Origin of the sequence: Paenibacillus sp. SAFN-117 (assembly GCF_051966115.1) — a bacterium.
Lineage (GTDB): Bacteria > Bacillota > Bacilli > Paenibacillales > NBRC-103111 > Paenibacillus_L > Paenibacillus_L residui.
In genome coordinates, this window is record NZ_JBQCLK010000008.1 from 15,449 (window position 1) to 32,596 (window position 17,148).

Consider the following 17,148-nt stretch of genomic DNA (forward strand, 5'->3'; position numbering starts at 1 on the left):
GTGACTACAACTAAATAAAGCAGCGTGTTCCTCCTGCGGGAATGCGCTGCTTTATTTGATGTTGTGCTCAAGATGACTCTTCCCAATTAAGCCTGGAGGGCGGAAGAAACGCTCTTGCGTTGACCGTGGACAGTCAACGGGTCTGTAATTTTGTAGCCGACACTGCGAACGGTTTGAATATACCGGGGAGTTCGCGGGTCCGCCTCGATTTTATCGCGAAGATGACTGATATGGACGTCTACGATCCGGGTATCGCCAAGGAAATGATAGTCCCATACATTTTGCAGCAGCTGCTGGCGGCTTAAGGCTCGTCCTTGATGCTGGCACAAATAAAGCAGCAATTCGAATTCCTTGGGCGTCAGATCGATCAGCTTGCCGTTCAGGGTGACTTCTCTGCGTTCGGAGCTTATGCAGATATCGCCCAGATGGATATCGCTTGCCGGCGGCTGCGGGGCGGAAGCTTCGGCCCGGCGCAATACGGCCCGGATACGTGAAATCAGCTCCTGCGGGCTGAATGGCTTGATCATATAATCATCGGCTCCGTGGTCGAGTCCGGCGATCCGGTCCGACACTTCCTGCATGGCCGTCAGCATGATGATCGGGATGCGGCTTCCCTCGCTCCTCAGCTTGCGGCAGATTTGAACGCCGTCCATCGTAGGCAGCATGAGATCCAGCACGAGAAGATCGGGTCGGAAAGAGCGGATCGATTCAAATACCGCTCCGCCATCGTGAACACAACGCACATCGAAATCGGCCAGCTTCAAATTGTAATCCAACAGCATGGCAATGGACGGTTCGTCGTCAACGACCAAAATTCTGTTCTTCATCCGCATGGTCTCCTTTTTCTACTGAATTATTTTCATTATTGCTTAACTATGTCAGTGGCGAATTAATGATAAGTAAACTATATGTAAAATTTATAAATCGTTAACTTCCGAACGGCCGTGTTTTTCGTCATAGGCGGCCGGAGTGCGGGGAGCTAACAAGCACTTGAAACCTGGGCGGCAACTGTGTCAAGATTAGAGATGCGGTAAGCCGGGAGAAGAACCTGCAAATCTGCAGGTGATTGATTGTCTCCATGCTGCATTTCGCAATTTTCCGCAAATCACGAGGATAACAGCCTGATTGTTTTCCCAAACCAGGAAGCGAAGATGTCAGCCATCAATTGCCGCTAGACTTTAAGCAGGGCTTATTATCATAGACGCAGAGCATTTTTCAGAAAGGTGAATGAGAAGCTATGGCATTTCACATTGTTTTGGTAGAACCGGAGATCCCCGCTAATACGGGAAATATATCGCGGACTTGTGCCGCAACGGGGACCTGTCTTCATTTGGTCCGCCCCTTGGGCTTTTCTACAGATGACAAAGCGTTGAAGAGAGCGGGGTTGGATTATTGGCCATCCGTTAAATTGGAGTATCACGATTCGTTCGCCGACCTTAAGCGTTTGTATCCCGACGGGCGGTTTTTCTGCGCGACGACGAAGGCTCAGAAATGGTACAGCGATTTCGAGTTTCGGGATGGAGATTTCTTCGTGTTCGGCAAAGAAACGGCCGGTCTGCCCAAGGAGATTCTGGAGGAGCACAAAGATACCTGCATCAAAATTCCAATTAATGGAGAGGTCCGGTCGCTTAATCTGTCCAATTCTGCGGCCATTATTCTATACGAAGGCCTTCGCCAGCTTCAATTTAAAGGCTTAACCTAATAACGGCTGCTATACGCGCCGACCCATAATAAGCTAGAGTGCGAGTCAGGTTGCGGCAACCGGCTCGCTGTTTATGTTTCTTTGTCCGTTGCCGTATATAGGATCCGGACAACAAGTCCAATTCGAGAGGAAGTGAAGAGGATGCCCTGGGTTTATTTGTTGTTAGCCATAGTACTGGAAATAGCCGGGACGGTTTCGATGAAGCTGTCGCAAGGCTTTACGAAAGTTTGGCCGTCCGCTCTGATGATCGTTTTTTATTTACTTGCTTTTTCCAGCCTGAATTTATCCTTGAAGCATGTTCCCGTAAGTGTCGCATACGCGATCTGGTCGGGGCTCGGTACAGCCGCTATCGCGGTGATCGGCTATATGGTGTTCCAGGAATCGATGACCTGGCTCAAGGCGGCCTCCATCCTGCTTATTATTCTTGGAGTTATAGGTCTTAACATAGGAGGAGAAGCGAAAGCAAAGGGCGGTGCGGCCGTAAACAATGAATCCTTGTCTATTATTGTCCAGCCTGATGCGAACGCCAATCAAGATAAGTAAGGGGTGTTTCAACCCGGAAAGGCGGGGGTATTTACTAGGTGCGCGGTTGGTAAGTGCATTTTCCCATATTAAGGTAATGGCAGAATTAGCGACATAAAACAGAAGGCGGTTACGAATATCATAAAGAGGGGTGAAATGCTAACTCAGATTGGGGTGATTTAGAATGAAACCAGCCGGGATCGTTCGCAAGGTTGATCAACTGGGAAGAATTGTCCTTCCTAAATCGTTAAGGAACCGTTTCCGAATGAATGAAGGGGACCCGGTAGAAATCCTCGTGCAGGGTGACCATATTATTTTGGAAAGGTATCGCCCACGCTGTGTTTTCTGCACAACCATGGACAGCGTTGTTGAATTTAAGGACAAGCACATTTGTGCGGAATGTTTGCAGCAGGTAACGGGGAAATAATAAGCTGCTTACATAAGCCCGGACTTTATACAACCGCGATTGTTAATGATGACGATAACAAAAATAAAAGCGCATCTGCCAACCTGGCAGGTGCGCTTCTATCTTACCACATTAGAAAGTTTAAGTTCATTAAAGCATTAAAATGGAACAACTTTCTAATTGGCATAAAAAGCTACCTTTAAAACCGGGTTATTCGTCTTCGAAGAGGCTTCGTTAGGAGCTTTTTTTATCCGCTGCCCATCCTATCTATTCAATAGGCTGCCCACATATTTCAACAGCTCATTCGCACAGACCGGGCAATAGCCGTTATCGTCTATAAGCCTGCGGGTCACCTCGTTAATCCGTTTGAGCTGAGTGGCGTCGGGCGTTTTGGTCGATGTCGTAATTTTAACGATGTCCTTAAGGTCGGCGAAGAGCTTCTTCTCAATAGCCTCTCGCAGCCGTTCATGAGTGTTGTAGTCGAATTTTCTGCCCTTGCGGGAATAGGTGGACAGTCGGATGAGAATCTCTTCGCGAAACGCTTTTTTGGCGTTTTCCGAAATGCCGATTTGCTCCTCAATGGAACGCATCAGCCGTTCATCGGGGTCCACCGGCTCTCCGGTGAGAGGATCCTTCATCTTCGTCCAATTGCAATATGATTCGATATTGTCCAGATAGTTCTCAAATAAGGTTTTCGCCGATTCCTCGAAAGAATAGACGAAGGCCTTCTGCACTTCTTTCTTCGCCAATTCATCATATTCCTTGCGGGCAATAGAAATAAAATTAAGGTAACGCTCCCGTTCTTCTTTCGTAATGGAAGGGTGCTGATCCAGGCCGTCTTTGATAGCCCGCAGCACATCCAGAGCGTTGATACACTGCACGTCATGGCGAATGAGCGCGCTCGAAATCCGGTTGATGACATACCGCGGATCGACTCCGGACATCCCTTCCTCGACAAATTCGTTCTGCATTTCCTTAAGGTCGTTTTCCTTGTAGCCCTCCACGGATTCCCCGTCATACATCCGCATTTTCTTGACCAGATCCATTCCCTGCTTCTTGGATTCCTTAAGCCGCGTCAGAATCGAAAAAATGGCTGCGGCGCGAAGGGAATGGGGAGCCATATGAATATGCTGCATATCGCTCTGCTTGATAAGCTTGGCGTATATCTTTTCTTCTTCGGATACTTTCAGGTTATACGGAATAGGCATGACGATAATACGCGACTGAAGCGCTTCATTTTTTTTGTTCGCGATGAACGAACGATATTCGGATTCATTCGTATGGGCAATAATTAATTCGTCGGCGGAAATCAATGCGAAGCGTCCGGCCTTGAAATTGCCTTCCTGCGTTAAGGAAAGCAGATTCCACAGAAATTTCTCGTCGCACTTCAGCATTTCCTGGAACTCCATCAGTCCGCGATTGGCCTTGTTTAATTCTCCGTCGAACCGGTAGGCTCTCGGATCGGATTCCGAGCCGTACTCCGTAATGGTCGAGAAATCAATGCTTCCCGTCAAGTCGGCAATATCCTGCGATTTCGGATCGGACGGACTGAACGTTCCGATTCCGACCCGGTTCTCTTCCGAAATCAGCACGCGTTCGACCAGGACGTCCTCTATCCGGTTGTTGTATTCGGTTTTTAGCCGCATTTGGCAGGATGGACAGAGTGTTCCTTCGATCTTGACTCCAAGCTCCTTCTCGACATCCTCTCTCAATTCCTGCGGGATCAAGTGAAGCGGCTCTTCATGCATCGGACAGCCTTTAATGGCGTAGACGGCGCCTTCCTCCTGGCGGGAGAACCGCTCCAGCCCCTTTTTCAGCATAGTGACAATCGTAGATTTTCCCCCGCTGACGGGGCCCATCAGCAGCAGAATCCGTTTTCTGACGTCCAGCCGCCGTGCGGCGGAATGAAAATATTCCTCAACCAGTTTCTCGATGGAGCGGTCCAAGCCATAAATTTCTTGCTCAAAAAATTTATATTTAATCTGCCCGTTGTGCTCTTCGATCCCATGGGATTCGATCATCTTATAAACTCTTGCATGCGCGGTCATTGCCAGTTCCGGGTTGTTCTTCACTTTTTCGAGATATTCCGCAAAGGTACCGGTCCATGACAGCCTCTCCATTTCGGTCCGGTGTTCGGATATACGTTTGAAAATATCCATGGTTGCCTCCTCTCTCCCCAGCAAGTGCTAAACCAACGTATTAATAACTATGCAGAGGAGCGAGAGATGTTTCCCGAAATTCCAAGATCCCCCGGATAAAAAAGCTTCGAAACGATCTCCTTAAGAAGCTTACATGCGGCGAATTCCTGCTATTCTGCCAAGTTTCCGCCGTTAGCTTGCCCCCGCCGCAAGATAGGCCGTCAGCTTGTCCGCCAACTCCTGCGGAGTGCTCCAGCGGAGCGGTTGTCCCGGATGGATGAGGGACAAACCGGGCTCCGGCGAATCATCTTGATGGCAGATATACACGACCCGTACGCCGGTTCCTTGCGCATAACCGGCTTCGAAACATACCTTAGGATCGGACCCGCTCAGGTCCGCAATGACCAGGTCGCTCTGCCGGATTTGCTCGAGCGTGTCCCGGGAATGCCCGGGGAGCTCCGCTGCCGCCGGCGGTATAACCGCTGCATATCCGTTCTCATCCAACTGCGGGATGACCGTATCGCGCAGGGCTTCCGCGGCGGGAGATGCGCCCGGCACGGCAAAGAAGACCGTCCGTCCGGACTTGCCCTCGGTTAATCTCGCGGCTTCCTCCCAGCCTTTGGGGGTCAGCCGCAGCGTAGATCCCATCCGGGAAATAAGCTTGCTTGCCTTTAGCTCTTCCAAAATATATATAAATTCCTGCAAATTCGGGGAATACGTCAGGTTGTAGGCGGACTGGATCGGATCCAGAACGACGGGGTCCTCGGGCCGGTCTGAATGACGGTACAGATAAACCAGACATTTATTCTTCTTAGCCTCCAGCGTCCTGGGGATTCCGGGCGACTCCAGAATGAAGCTGAGATCATCGGTCACAAGCTTCACCTGCTCCTGCCGCTCGCACATTTCCCGGATGTACCCGGAAACAAGCGGGTATTGCTCTCTCTTCTGTTGATGCGGGCGGGCATTGAGCCGTTCATAAGCCTCCTCGGTTATTTCGTACTCTCCTGTCCCGGTACAATAGCATTTTCTAAAAAGGTAACTCCCCAGCTCCTTTACATATATGCCGGTAATATTTTTTTCGCAGAATAAGCAGCGCTTGGGCAATTGGCCCATGGGGGATCATCTCCTTTCTTGCTTTCAACATTCGTGAACGGTACAGGGTTTGTGGGGGTATGGTATAATGGGAAAAAGATGAACGAAGCCGTATTTTCCATAGAAGGCATAGGTCTTTACCCGCTTGAAAATGGCAGGGGACGGCCCGGGCAACGGGGAAACGGACGGGAATGGACCTGCGAGTAGGCATCCATATTTGGATAAAGTTACATCAATCGAATAGGGAAAGCGTCATACGATTGCGCACATTGCAGCATTAACAGGGAGAGAAGAATACGTGCCGATTCGAAGCGAAACCGAGCTCTATGCGCCGGTTAAGGCATATATGGAGAGCTTGGGCTATGAAGTTAAGGGAGAAGTGAAGAATTGCGACCTGGTTGCCATACGCGGAGAGGAGCCCCCCGTCATTGTGGAGCTGAAGAAGTCTTTTACGATTCCGCTGCTCGTACAGGGAGTGGACAGGCTGCGTCAATCGGACATGGTCTATTTGGCTATTGAGAAGAAGGAGCATGGACGGGCCCCTCATCAACTAAAATGGGGGGATCTGCAGCGGCTGTGCAGGATGCTCGGCCTGGGGCTGATGACGGTCCGTTATTATAAGCGGAAAGCACCGCTGGTGGAAGTGGTATGCCACCCTGAACCCTATGTTCCCAGGAAGAACCTGAAGCAAACGGCCAAGCTGGTGAAAGAGTTTAATGAGAGGAGCGGGGATTATAATATAGGCGGAAGTACCCAGCGCAAGCTCGTCACCGCATACCGGGAAAAAGCTCTTCAATGCGCTTATTATCTGAAGCTTAACGGACCAATGGCTCCCAGACAATTGAAGGAGCTGACCGGGAACCCCAAGACGGCGGCACTTCTGCAACATAATTATTACCGCTGGTTTCAGCGGGTGAGCCGGGGGATTTATGCCCTTGCCCCTCAAGGGGAGAAGGCGCTTCAAGAGTTTGCCCATGTGGTTGAACGGATGGAAGATGGGGCGGGCAGCCCGGATTCATACCATGACGAAAACCCTGCTTTGCCATTTTAGCTGCAGGGTTTTCTATTTTTTTGACATGAGTTTAACAATCGTCCTTGTCCGGATCCTTCCGGTTAATAAATCCGGTCATAGCCTGTAACGCATCGTCCGAAGGCATCTTATCCGTTAAATTCTTGTTCTCTTTATCGTTGGACTGGGGATTATGGTTTTGCGGGTTGGAGTTTTTCAAATTGGAACGCCTCCCTCTTTTCTTGTGTTTGAAATAGCTTGTCTCGGAGAAGCAGGGTTTATTCAAACGGCTAGTTGGTCTAATGGTCCGACAGTGCCGAAAGAGCCTTGTGAATCCATATGGCTGCCTGCGAGCCATCGCCCATGGCTATGGCGGCTTGCTCGGAATGCACCGCTATATCTCCTGCGGCCCATACGTTCCGGACGTTGGTCATCTTCGTTCGCGGGTCGGTGAGGATGTGCTTGTTCTCCAGCCTTTCGATCCCCAGCTTCTCCGCCAATTGCGAGTTCACCAGATTGCCTCCGAAAGCGACGAAGGCTCTTTCCGCCTGCACCAGCTCTCCGTTCGTTAAGCGAACCCCGCGGAAATGGCCGTCTCCTTCGACCAAAACCTCGCCGATGGCCTGATCAATGATCGGAATTTGCTTATGCTTCAGACGGGCAGCCGTATCCGGTTTAACCTCCTGTCTCCCGTGGTTGATGTAGACAAGCTGGTGGGTTCGCGGCTGCAGCGTGAGAGCCATCCGGGCTCCCGCTTCCCCGGAGCCCAGGACGAGGGTGGAGAGGCCGCGGATTTCGTACCCGTCGCAATCCGGGCATACATACACGGTTATGCCGAGGCAGGGAAGGAGCTCGGGGAGATCATCCGGAATCCGGTCAACGACTCCTGTGGCGAGAAGAAGTGTCAGACAGTGATATTCACGGCCGCTTCGGGACTTAAGGACGAAACCGGGTTCATCGCGATAGGCATCGACAATGAAATCGTCGGCAAATTCAACGTCATGGTTTTCGGCATGCTGCCGCCCCAACTGCCGCAAATATTCGCCGGATACCCCTTCCGGCCATCCGAGAAGATTGTGATATTGTCGGCACAGCACGGATCTCCCGCTGCCCGCATCGATGACGAGCACACGGTGTTCATACCGTCCGAGCTGGATGGCGGCCTGCAGTCCGGCAATGCCTCCTCCTACAATAATGCATTCGTAGCTCATATACTTTGTTCTCCTTAGCTGCCGCTTTATATCCGGCGGGTCATATCGTACAAGGTTAGTATGACCTAACACGAAATCGTCCATTAATCCAAATAAGCGGGACGCAGCTGAAAACTTCTCAGTTGGGGACATCCATTACGCTTTGCGCGGCACTGTCAAGTGACGAATGGACTACAGCATTTTCACGGAAGTTCCTCACAAGGGCTCATAATAATAATCCCCGATTTTCCAGGCTCCGTTCTCTAAGGTAACGGAACAGAACAGCTTGTAATTTTCAGTGCCGGTTGCTATCAGCATAACGGAATACCGGTAATAATTTTCGCCTTGCCGTTCCAGAGACGGATTCTCGAATTTCTCGATTATTACGGGCGGGAACAGATTGGTTAGCCCTCCGAAGATCATATATTCGCCGCCCCCAATCTCCGGTACATAACTATCCAGCAGTTCAATAGTTTTCTCCTCCGTAAATACCTGATTCAGCCACTCATGTACCCGTCCCCTCTGATTAGCGCTAATCGGCTTCTCATTCATGACCAATCCTTCTGCAAATTGCTGATCCACCTGCTCCAGCCAAGGCTGCATGCCTTCGGTATCCAGCTCGCCTTTTGCATTCAATGGAGCGGGAGGGAAGTTAGCCATGGCTTTGTCAAAATCCGGGTTGGCCGTTTCCGGATCTACCCGGGGAGCAAGAGAAATCTCAGATATACGGGCTAGATGTGCCCGGTTAGGGACGCCTTCGACAATTTCGGCGGCCACAACGCTATAGCTGTCAATGATGATGGTCGCCGTTCCGGTGGATCCTTGAGTCCCGAAGCTAGCCTTCTCCTGCGGATCCGTAAAGTCCAAAGCAAGCCTTACTCTTATATCCTGCATCGATTCCGGGCGGGGAAGCCGCAATACTGACGCTTCATCGGGGATAAAAATGACATCATTCGGATTATAGGGCTCCGTGTCCCTGTAATAATATTCAAATTGGCCGCTAAGCTCGAGTCTTCCTTCGAAAGTAGTCTTGACGGAGTCGACTCCGTAGGTGCCTTCCTCCTTGGAAATCACCTTCATGCCTCCCACCTTATCGCCTACATGGATTTTAGCCGCGTTAAAAACCGGATTTCCGGAAATAGTGTTGGCAGGGCGGCCACCAGGCATCAACCACAACAGCAAGGCCAGGCACAGAGCTGCTCCCGCAATTCCACCCAGCATCCGCATCCCCCTGCTTCTCCGGGAAAGTCGCTTGCGGCTTCGTTCAGACGAAATCCGGGCCTCGATCCGTTGAATAGTATGCTGTGTAAACGTATGCTTCTTAAAGGGTCCTGTCTGCAGCCGGTTGTACCATTCCGGTTTAGATGATGCCATATTTGATTCCCTCCTTCATCTGCTCGTTTACCTTGTTTCTTGCCCGATGAAGCCTGGATTTGACCGTGCCCTCGGAGATCTTCAACAGGCCGGCTATTTCTTTATTGGAAAGTCCATATCTGGCGTCCAGCACAAGCACTTCCCGGTACTTGTCCGGCAGGTCCAGTACGATCTTCCACAGATCGTCCGTGAGTATTTGATCCAGCGCTTCCTTCTCGGCCGAGGGGGAGCTTTCTCGCCTGCCGATCCAATCCGTTAAAGTGACCTTGCGGATAAAGGCAGATCTCTTGTAATTAAAAGCCAAGTTTCGCGTTATGGCGAACAGCCATGTCTTAATCGATGATTCTCCGCGAAAGGAGCCAATATTTTGATAAACGCGGATAAAAACCTCCTGCACAAGATCATCCGCTGCGTCAAAGCGGCGAATTAGAAAATAAGCATAATTCCAGACCTCCTGACCATATTCATTCATTAATTCGCGAAAAGCATGGTCATCCATCTTGGATGCATACTGTAAATATTTCTCCACTGGCCTCACCTCCAACCTATTAGACACTTTAAAACGAAACCGGTTCCCACCGGAGTTGCCTATATTTTTTTGTCTTCGGCCGACTTTCCGTTTATCAGCTTTAACAATGCCGACAGCTATAGACGGTGTTAGGAAATGTTCACATTTGGCCGTTTTCTTTTTGACTTTCATTGGGTATAATATAGGTGTTTACTTATAAGAACGCCATCGATACTTAAATAAAGTTAACCAATGCCCGGGGGGTGCTTCTAATGTCTCTTTCTTTCTGGATTAGTATTCTTGTATTCATCATGTTCATCACGGCTATCCTGACGGCTGCCTACAATGATGATAAGACCAAAGGGCTGTAAGTCATTTAATAGGCTTATAAAGCATCCTGTCGTGCGATGGGGTGCTTTTTGTATGCCGTTTTGTATGTATTCATCCTTATGCAGTGACTTCCGAAGAAATTGAGCAATTAGAAAAAATGCAAGCTGAAAACAATTCGGGAGCTTTCTTAGAACAGATACACAAAAAATGAGAAGGGACTCCTTGGCCTGAACCCCGATTATTAGACATCATAATGAAAAATGAAATTAATAAAGGGGCCGCCCATAAGTCATCTAAGATGACCAATGAGCAGCCCCGTTTTATATTACTTCCATTGCGGCTCGGTATAACCGTTCTCTTTCATGCCCTCATTAGCTTCTTTAATAATTTGGGCGCCGCCTTTGTCCATCCATTCCTGAACCATTTTGTCCCAATCGGAGATCGGTCTTTCGCCGACGATCATCTTCGTCTGTTCGGTGAACAGGAATTTATCCAGCTCTGAGCCCTTGGCAGATCGTGTTTCCGAGAAGACTGCATTCATCGGATTGATATAATGCTTTGTTTCACTATGCATAGTCTCCAGTTCTGCCGCCAATTTACGGAGAAGCTCAACCGGGTATTCCTTCGAATAGCCGTTGGCTAGATCGTTCGGTGCCCACATCCGGTTATCCGGCATATAATTGAACGGGGAGAGACCTTTCTCATCCGGTTCTCTCTGTACATTGCCGTCTACTATCTTGTAGCCATTGTTTTCGTGGCCGTTCATCCAGTCGAAGTCGGCATTATCCGGCTTGCGCTCCTCCAAAGGATAGAACTTGCGGCCGAAATCGATCATCTCCAGAATTTTCTCCACCTTGGTCGGCTGATCCTTGAGCTTGGCGTTAAGCATAATCACACCGTAGTATCCGGCGGACGAGGTGAAGCCCTTGGAGCCATCCGGAGCCTCGAACGGAGGAATCGGCACAATGTCGGCCTTCGGATCAATATCGACGAGCCCCTGCATGTAAGTGGAGTTCATTCCGCGGGGAGTACCGATGAAGATTCCTGCTTTACCCGAGTAAAACTCCTTGTTCGTCTGTGCCCAGTTCAGCAGGGCAAAATCTTTCGAAATGGCCCCTTCCTTATAAAGATCGGCCAGGAAGGAAATGTGCTGCTTGCGCGCTTCCGAAATGAAGCCGGGAATAAATTGTCCATCCTCGTTCTTGTGGTACCACGCATTCCAATCCCAATAAGCTCCCATTCCGTAATGAGGGTTGATATTCTGGGACATGGCCATACCGTAAGTATCATCTTTACCGTTGCCGTCCGGGTCATTCTTCGTGAAGGCGATGGCCACCTCTTTTAATTCCTCATAATTCGTCGGAACCTTCAGGCCGAGGTTATCCAGCCAGTCTTTACGGATTACCGGAGTCAGCTCATAATTTTCGGTCAAATACCTTTGAATAGCATAGATATTGCCATTGATGGTTACGGCTTTGCGGACATTGTCCGGAATAAGCTTGAACGTTTCGTATTTGTCCATGTATTCGTTAAGAGGCAGGAACGCCCCTTGCTTGGCCCATTTATAGAAATTCGAATCCGTGCCTTCCATGACAATGATGTCCGGAATGTCTCCGGAAGCAATAACGGCACTAAGCTTCTGTACATAATCGGATTGTACGACATATTGCGGTTTGTAATCCACATTGAACCGCTCATTGATCATCTCGATGCCTTTGCCGTTCGCCGGCGGAATCGTTCCGTAACGGAAATCGATAGCGGTAATCGTGAATTTCTCGTTCTCCTTGGTTGTTTCCCCGCCGCTTGCACCGCCGCTTTCCGGCTTCGAGGCACAGGCGGCCGTCATTGCCGATACCGCCAGCACCAGACTTGCTGCTAACCATGGTTTCATTTTCATTGCAGATTATCCCCCTTATCCAAAGTTTATCCCGATAATGACTTCTCAGGCAATACTGCTTCGATTTAACCTTTAACCGAACCGAGCATCACCCCCTTGGCGAAATGCTTCTGCAGGAACGGATAGACCAGCAGAATAGGCAGGGTGGCGACGATGATGGCCGCCATCTGAATCGTTTCCGCCGGCGGAGAGTGCTCCAGCAGCACTTGCGGATTCCCGAGCGAATTCTGTGCTTCATTGACCACTACGATTTGCCTTAGAATGACCTGAATGGGCCACTTGGCCGGGTCGTTCAGGTACAGAATTCCTGTAAAATAGTTGTTCCAATGAGCAACCGCGTAGAACAGGCCGAAGGCCGCCATGGAAGGCTTGGACAAAGGCAAGATGATTTTGATAAACGTATGCAGGTCGTTAGCCCCGTCGATCACGGCTGCCTCATTCAATTCCGGCGGAATGCTCATGAAAAACTGTCTCATGACAATCAGGTTAAACGGACTGATCGCAGCCGGCAGAATGAGCGCCCAGATGGAATTCAAGAGCCCGGTCTCCTTGACGACCAGATAGGTCGGAATCATCCCGGCCGAGAACAGCAGAGTAAATAATACGGCGAACAAGACGACTTTCTGACCGATAACCGGTCTTGACAGAACATATGCCAGCGTAGCCGTAAAGAACAAATTGATGAACGTACCGAGTATCGTAATATAAACCGTCACGAAGATAGAGCGCACGAACGAGCTGGAGCCGAAAATATACTGGTAGGAGTCGATGACCCATTCTTTAGGGATAAGAACAAAGCTGCTCTCCAGAAAATCCTTGTACGATGAGAAGGATACCGCTACTACGTACAGAAAGGGAATCAGCATGACCAGCGAAATAAGAGCCAGCAGCACGATATTGACTCCGTCAAACAGGCGTGAACTCCATGTATTTTCCTTCACTTAGGCTGCACCTCTTTTCCTTGTTAGTAGATTCCTTCTTCTCCGAATTTTTTGGCTAGATAGTTGGCGGACATGACCAGAATCAGGCCGACTGCTCCCTTAAACAATCCAACAGCGGTAGCGAAGCTGTAGTCGGACTGCTCGATTCCCTTGAAATAGACGTAAGTATCCAGCACGTTCCCGACTTCCATATTGAACGGATTCAGCATCAGAAAGATTTGCTCGAAGCCGCTGTCCATAACATTGCCCAGTCGCAGAATAAGCAGAATGACAATCGTGCTGCGGATGGCGGGCAGAGTGACGTGCCACATACGCCGGAACCGACCGGCCCCGTCCATGACCGCGGCCTCATAAAGCTGGGGATTGACGCCAGCCAAGGCAGCCAGGAAAATGATCGTCCCCCATCCGGATTCCTTCCAAATGACTTGAAGAACGACGATAGGCTTGAACAAGGACGGATTAGACAGGAACGGAACCGGTTCCCAGCCCAACACGTTGATAAGAAACTGATTGATTAATCCCTCGCTTCGCATAAAGATGATACAGATCCCGATCACCACCACCCAGGATAAGAAGTGGGGCAGGTAAACGATGGATTGCACAACCCTTTTGTAAACTTGACCGCGCAGCTCGTTAAGCATCAGGGCCAGCACAATCGGGATAGGAAATGCAAAAGCGATTTGCAAAAAAGAGATTTGCAGGGTATTCCATAGAACGTTGACGATTTCCGCGTCGGCAAAAATCGTTTTAAAATGGGCGAAGCCTACCCATTCGCTTTGCGTAATCCCGATGAACGGATTGAAATCAATGAAGGCCAAATACAGACCGAGCATCGGGACATATTTATAGAGGATGAAATAAGCGATCCCCGGCAGGCCGATGAGAAGCAAAAACCGGTCCTTCCACATTCTTTTCGCCAGCTTGCGCCAAATGGTTGCTTTGGAACCCGGAAGGGGAGGTGTAGGAAGAGATTCGGTTGGTTGGGCTTTCATAACAGTACGGATTACCTCCTTATAGTTTGATGGCGTAAACCTGCGCTTTCGTACTGCTTACTATGGGGCTTAGGCGGATTAAACGCAATTATCTGTTGAGGGAAGCGGGTTTTGCGGTAAAAGATAAAGAAGTGCAACAAAAGATTAATCCGCCATAGCCGGATCCGGACACTTTGTAATACCCTCTCGTCACTGGCGGTATTATGTTATTTTGAGATGAAAAAAAGAACAGGAAATCAGGGCAAAATTATCATCACGCCCGATCTCCTGTTTTGCATAATTTGGTATTTAGTTGTTCGAACCAAGGACACTTAATTACGAGAGAAGCTTTGACGATTCCCCATCGGGATTCTCTTTGGCCGGGTCACGATACTTTTTACGATATTGACCTGGGGGCATGTCCGCAACCTGCTTGAAGATTCTGGTGAAATTCTGTACAGAAGTGTAGCAGAGCCTTTCGGAAATTTCTTTAATCGGCATGTCGCTGTAAATCAGCCATTCCTTCGCCTTGTCCATCCGGTATTGAATCAGATAATCCCCGAAATTCGTATCCGTTTCTTCTTTAAACGCCCGGCTGATGTGATATGGGGACAGATTGAGCTCATCGGCTACGAGCTGCAATGAAATATTTTCTTCGAAATGCTCGTGAATGTAGTCCATCACTTGCCGTGCGGTTTTCTTTTGTTTGTTGGCATGAAGGCCGCTCAATTGAGCATGAATCGCCGGGAAGATCGTTTCTGTAAACCAGACGGTCACTTCTGACAAACGGGTCATGGAGTATAACTGCTTGTACGGATCACCCGGAAATATCTCCTCTGCGTTCAATCCTGCTTCCTGAAGGAAATAGTCCAGCTCTCCGATCAAATAAGCGAACAATCCGAGCACCGTTTCCGAATTATGGACATAGCGGGGGACCAGTCCGGCAATTTCCTCCAGCTTCGCTTTCGCCTGTTCAATGTTTCCCTGAGAGATACTGGACACAATTTCCTTCTGCCATCGGACGACGGTCGTTCGTGACTGCTCGATATCCGGTTCGATCGTCCGGGAAGAGATGATCCGGTCATGTCCCATTAACAGCCGGTAGCTTAGAAGCTCCAGCGCTTCCTGATAAGCGGTACTGATCTGGGTATAGCCCTTGTAAGGGCGGCTGAGCGCCACCGTCACGGAGAATTGAAAATATTGCCGGATATTGGTCCGGAATTCGGCGGCGATTCGGTCCATAGCTTCTATCGATTCGCTGTTGGATTCCTCTATGCCAAGGATCACGGCGACTTGCCCCGGTAGAGGGGTTACCGTCAAGCAGGAGAGATTCTCTTTCTCCTCGCATATTTCCTCCACGATTTTGCGAATGGCATACATCATCAACGAACGGTCGCGTTCACGGTAATTTTGCTGAAAGCGGACATATTCATCGACATCGACGAGACAGACGTGAAACCAGGCCCCCCGAAGCGGAAAATCGTATCTTTCGGAGGCTCTGATAATCTCTTTGGCACTCATCTCGCCGCGCAGAAGCTGCTGGAAGACGGTTTCCTTAAGGTACGGGAGCTGCTCGCTAATTTCACTCTTCAACCGGTCATTCGTCTTCACCATGCTCTGAATGAAAGAGTCCAACTCCTGAATATCGTCCGTATGCGCGGATTTCCTGGCATCGCCAGACAGCTTGTTAAGCAGTCTCTGGATCGGAAAGGACAATCTCTTGGCACCAACGAAGGATAGAAGGGCGGCCGCCAAGGTTAGAACAGCAGCGACAATCCAGGTGATCGTCTGAATTCTATCGGCTTTATCCGTTAACAGTGCGGTTTCTGTCATGGCGATATAGCTCCAATTGTTAAAAGAAGATTTGATCGCCGATATATTGTAATCGGTTCCGTCAACGGCAACAGGGCCGGAGTAGGACTGTGTTCCGGATGACGCCGCTTGGAAGACGGATGGGCTTAGCTTCGTTCCGATAGTGTCCGAATCCTTGCTCAGAACAATGGTTCCTTCTTCGTTGACGATATACAGCTTTCTTCGCTCTCCCAAATTGACGGATTGGATGAAGGAAGTCAGCTTTTCGTTCGGGACCTGCAGAATAAGCAGCCCTTTCTTCTGTTCGGAATAGAAGATCGGCACCGGCCGCATAAACAGAAGCTCGTCCTGTCCCGGATACGTATGGGGCGGAATGGCGACCGCGGATCCGTAGTGGGTCTCCGTATTTTTAATCAATCCATAATAGGGATAGTCGGTAAGATCCAGGAAACCGTCCCTGCTGGAATATACTTTGTTATACAGTGTGAAGGCGATAGCGACATCATAATCGATATTGGAAAAGCTGCGCTGTTTTTTAATCGAATCGATCATTTCCAGCGTGTAGTCAATATTTTTGTTGGTAGGGCCCAGCTCCACGGATTTCTCCACGGCGGCATTGTTAGCCAGCAGGATGGATGCCCTGTCCAGCGATTGCAGCATGCTGTCCATTTGGAACTGCATCTGCTGCAGAATAATCTGCTGGTTATGATTCACTTCCTCCTGAACCATGCGCGAGGCAATAATGGAGGAAGCGGTTCCAAGCAATATCACCGGAACTATACAGATCAGGATGGAATATATAAATAATTTTCTTCTGAAGGATCGGTTTCGCCATAGATTCAATTTATGAAGCATTCAGTTATTCACCCCATCCCAAAGTCGCGTAAAGCCTCCTGCCTCAGATGTAAGCGGGGCCACTTTATCATTGTGATAAGTTTATTCGTTATTGTCAAAGTAAAATAGCGGAAGACGCCGTTCAAAGCAAAAACACGGCCGCTATGAAAGTTCGGGTGTGGGGACCGTGATCATGTTATGAAGGTAACCGGGGCGCGGAATCGTTCATCGGAGAGAACGTCCACGATATTCGCCGGTTCATTGTGCATCTGTGTACGGCGAAGAAGCTCAAAGAGGCCGCGGCTTCCATTCTGGAAATTTTCTTTATTCTCAATAAGAAATAGGGGAAAAAATCTCCTGTTCATGATATATTAATTCTATCTTCATTGTACCAAATTTTCAATCAAAGAGGGGAGCTCCAG

The 17,148-nt window shown here is 49.4% G+C and carries 15 protein-coding genes; 4 read left to right on the forward strand and 11 right to left on the reverse strand.

The genetic code is table 11. The annotated features are described in order from the left end of the window. Nucleotides 1-86: 86 nt before the first annotated feature. The gene (locus ACTHRH_RS07095; protein ID WP_379288172.1) at nt 87-827 is read right to left on the reverse strand and encodes a response regulator transcription factor; all 741 of its coding nucleotides are present in this window, start codon (nt 825-827) and stop codon (nt 87-89) included. Nucleotides 828-1,237: 410 nt separating this feature from the next. On the opposite strand from ACTHRH_RS07095, the gene trmL reads away from it, so the two are divergent. From trmL to ACTHRH_RS07110, 3 genes are all read left to right on the forward strand, one after another. Next, a complete protein-coding gene (gene trmL, locus ACTHRH_RS07100; RefSeq protein WP_379288170.1) occupies nt 1,238-1,702 on the forward strand; it encodes a tRNA (uridine(34)/cytosine(34)/5-carboxymethylaminomethyluridine(34)-2'-O)-methyltransferase TrmL in 465 nt (154 codons plus the stop codon). Between the two features lie 141 nt (nt 1,703-1,843). Continuing rightward, a complete protein-coding gene (locus ACTHRH_RS07105) occupies nt 1,844-2,245 on the forward strand; it encodes a DMT family transporter (RefSeq protein ID WP_144940338.1) in 402 nt (133 codons plus the stop codon). Between the two features lie 163 nt (nt 2,246-2,408). Further along, entirely contained in the window at nt 2,409-2,651 is a 243-nt protein-coding gene (locus ACTHRH_RS07110) for an AbrB/MazE/SpoVT family DNA-binding domain-containing protein (protein WP_144940336.1), read from the forward strand. A gap of 242 nt (nt 2,652-2,893) precedes the next feature. Here the strand turns inward: ACTHRH_RS07110 and ACTHRH_RS07115 are convergent, their stop codons facing one another. Both ACTHRH_RS07115 and ACTHRH_RS07120 read right to left on the reverse strand, forming a co-directional pair. Beyond that, nucleotides 2,894-4,789: a PrkA family serine protein kinase gene (locus tag ACTHRH_RS07115; RefSeq protein ID WP_144940334.1), complete on the reverse strand. Its 1,896-nt coding sequence runs from the start codon at nt 4,787-4,789 to the stop codon at nt 2,894-2,896. 171 nt (nt 4,790-4,960) lie between these two features. Continuing rightward, nucleotides 4,961-5,881 carry a hypothetical protein gene (locus ACTHRH_RS07120; RefSeq protein WP_144940332.1) on the reverse strand — a complete coding sequence of 307 codons (921 nt, stop codon included), beginning with the start codon at nt 5,879-5,881 and terminating at the stop codon, nt 4,961-4,963. A 277-nt stretch (nt 5,882-6,158) separates the two neighbouring features. On the opposite strand from ACTHRH_RS07120, the gene ACTHRH_RS07125 reads away from it, so the two are divergent. Beyond that, nucleotides 6,159-6,911 carry a DUF2161 domain-containing phosphodiesterase gene (locus ACTHRH_RS07125; RefSeq protein ID WP_440414790.1) on the forward strand — a complete coding sequence of 251 codons (753 nt, stop codon included), beginning with the start codon at nt 6,159-6,161 and terminating at the stop codon, nt 6,909-6,911. Between the two features lie 31 nt (nt 6,912-6,942). On the opposite strand, the gene ACTHRH_RS07130 is transcribed toward ACTHRH_RS07125, so the two are convergent. From ACTHRH_RS07130 to ACTHRH_RS07165, 8 genes are all read right to left on the reverse strand, one after another. Beyond that, the gene (locus ACTHRH_RS07130; RefSeq protein ID WP_440414792.1) at nt 6,943-7,089 is read right to left on the reverse strand and encodes a hypothetical protein; all 147 of its coding nucleotides are present in this window, start codon (nt 7,087-7,089) and stop codon (nt 6,943-6,945) included. A 79-nt stretch (nt 7,090-7,168) separates the two neighbouring features. Then, nucleotides 7,169-8,080: an NAD(P)/FAD-dependent oxidoreductase gene (locus tag ACTHRH_RS07135; protein ID WP_440414794.1), complete on the reverse strand. Its 912-nt coding sequence runs from the start codon at nt 8,078-8,080 to the stop codon at nt 7,169-7,171. 195 nt (nt 8,081-8,275) lie between these two features. Beyond that, on the reverse strand, nt 8,276-9,433 hold the full coding sequence (locus ACTHRH_RS07140) for a hypothetical protein (protein WP_440414796.1): 1,158 nt from the start codon (nt 9,431-9,433) through the stop codon (nt 8,276-8,278). Beyond that, a complete protein-coding gene (locus ACTHRH_RS07145; protein WP_379288162.1) occupies nt 9,420-9,962 on the reverse strand; it encodes an RNA polymerase sigma factor in 543 nt (180 codons plus the stop codon). The genes ACTHRH_RS07140 and ACTHRH_RS07145 overlap by 14 nt, the downstream gene beginning before the upstream one ends. 634 nt (nt 9,963-10,596) lie before the next feature. After that, nucleotides 10,597-12,168, reverse strand: a complete 1,572-nt coding sequence (locus tag ACTHRH_RS07150; protein ID WP_144940324.1) for an extracellular solute-binding protein — start codon at nt 12,166-12,168, stop codon at nt 10,597-10,599. A 65-nt stretch (nt 12,169-12,233) separates the two neighbouring features. Continuing rightward, nucleotides 12,234-13,109, reverse strand: coding sequence for a carbohydrate ABC transporter permease (locus ACTHRH_RS07155; RefSeq protein ID WP_144940322.1), 876 nt, complete (start codon nt 13,107-13,109; stop codon nt 12,234-12,236). Between the two features lie 23 nt (nt 13,110-13,132). After that, complete coding sequence (locus tag ACTHRH_RS07160; protein ID WP_379288157.1) at nt 13,133-14,101, reverse strand: ABC transporter permease; 969 nt, start codon at nt 14,099-14,101, stop codon at nt 13,133-13,135. A 315-nt stretch (nt 14,102-14,416) separates the two neighbouring features. Next, nucleotides 14,417-16,747 (reverse strand): helix-turn-helix domain-containing protein, encoded by a 2,331-nt coding sequence (locus ACTHRH_RS07165; protein ID WP_440414799.1) that lies wholly within the window; start codon nt 16,745-16,747, stop codon nt 14,417-14,419. Nucleotides 16,748-17,148 lie beyond the last annotated feature (401 nt).